Origin of the sequence: Pseudomonas sp. EA_5y_Pfl2_R50 (assembly GCF_963970475.1) — a bacterium.
Classification (GTDB): domain Bacteria; phylum Pseudomonadota; class Gammaproteobacteria; order Pseudomonadales; family Pseudomonadaceae; genus Aquipseudomonas.
This window is the reverse complement of sequence record NZ_CAXAPT010000202.1, coordinates 1-434: the sequence shown is the minus strand read 5'-3', so window position 1 is coordinate 434 and position 434 is coordinate 1. Positions and strand designations below refer to the sequence as shown.

Below are 434 nucleotides of genomic sequence, written 5' to 3'. Positions count from 1 at the left end.
CGTTCATAGCGGCTGATGCGAGCTGGCAGCGCAAGACCGTTCCTGGCTACCTGCCGTATGTCGCCAACGCGTCGCGCGCGGTTAGGGAGTGGGTGCACGACACAGGAGATGCCGTCTTTGAAATGGCGCGCTCGAAAAGCTGCCAAGGCGTCTCTCGAACGGATCCTGCCGCGGCTTGGTCGGCGCGAACGGTGCGTGGCCGGTTCGGCTACGCCCTGAATGCGCTGGTCGACACCCCGAGTGGCGTCGCTCTCGATGTGAAGGCGACACCGGCTCGGTTCGCGGAGGAAGTTGATGCGGGGCGCGTCATGCTCGAGCGATCGGCCGATCGCGTTGATTATCGTCCCAAGCGGGGTGCGGCCGACAAAGCCTATGGCAGCGCCAACTTCCTCGGCTTCGTAAGGGATCACGGCGCAATCCCGCACATTCCGGTA

1 protein-coding gene is annotated in these 434 nt (G+C 64.3%); it reads left to right on the top strand.

What is annotated here, in order from left to right; translation table 11 throughout:
* The coding region (locus AACY19_RS27450) for a transposase (RefSeq protein ID WP_339454632.1) at positions 1–434 on the top strand (434 nt) is incomplete at both ends.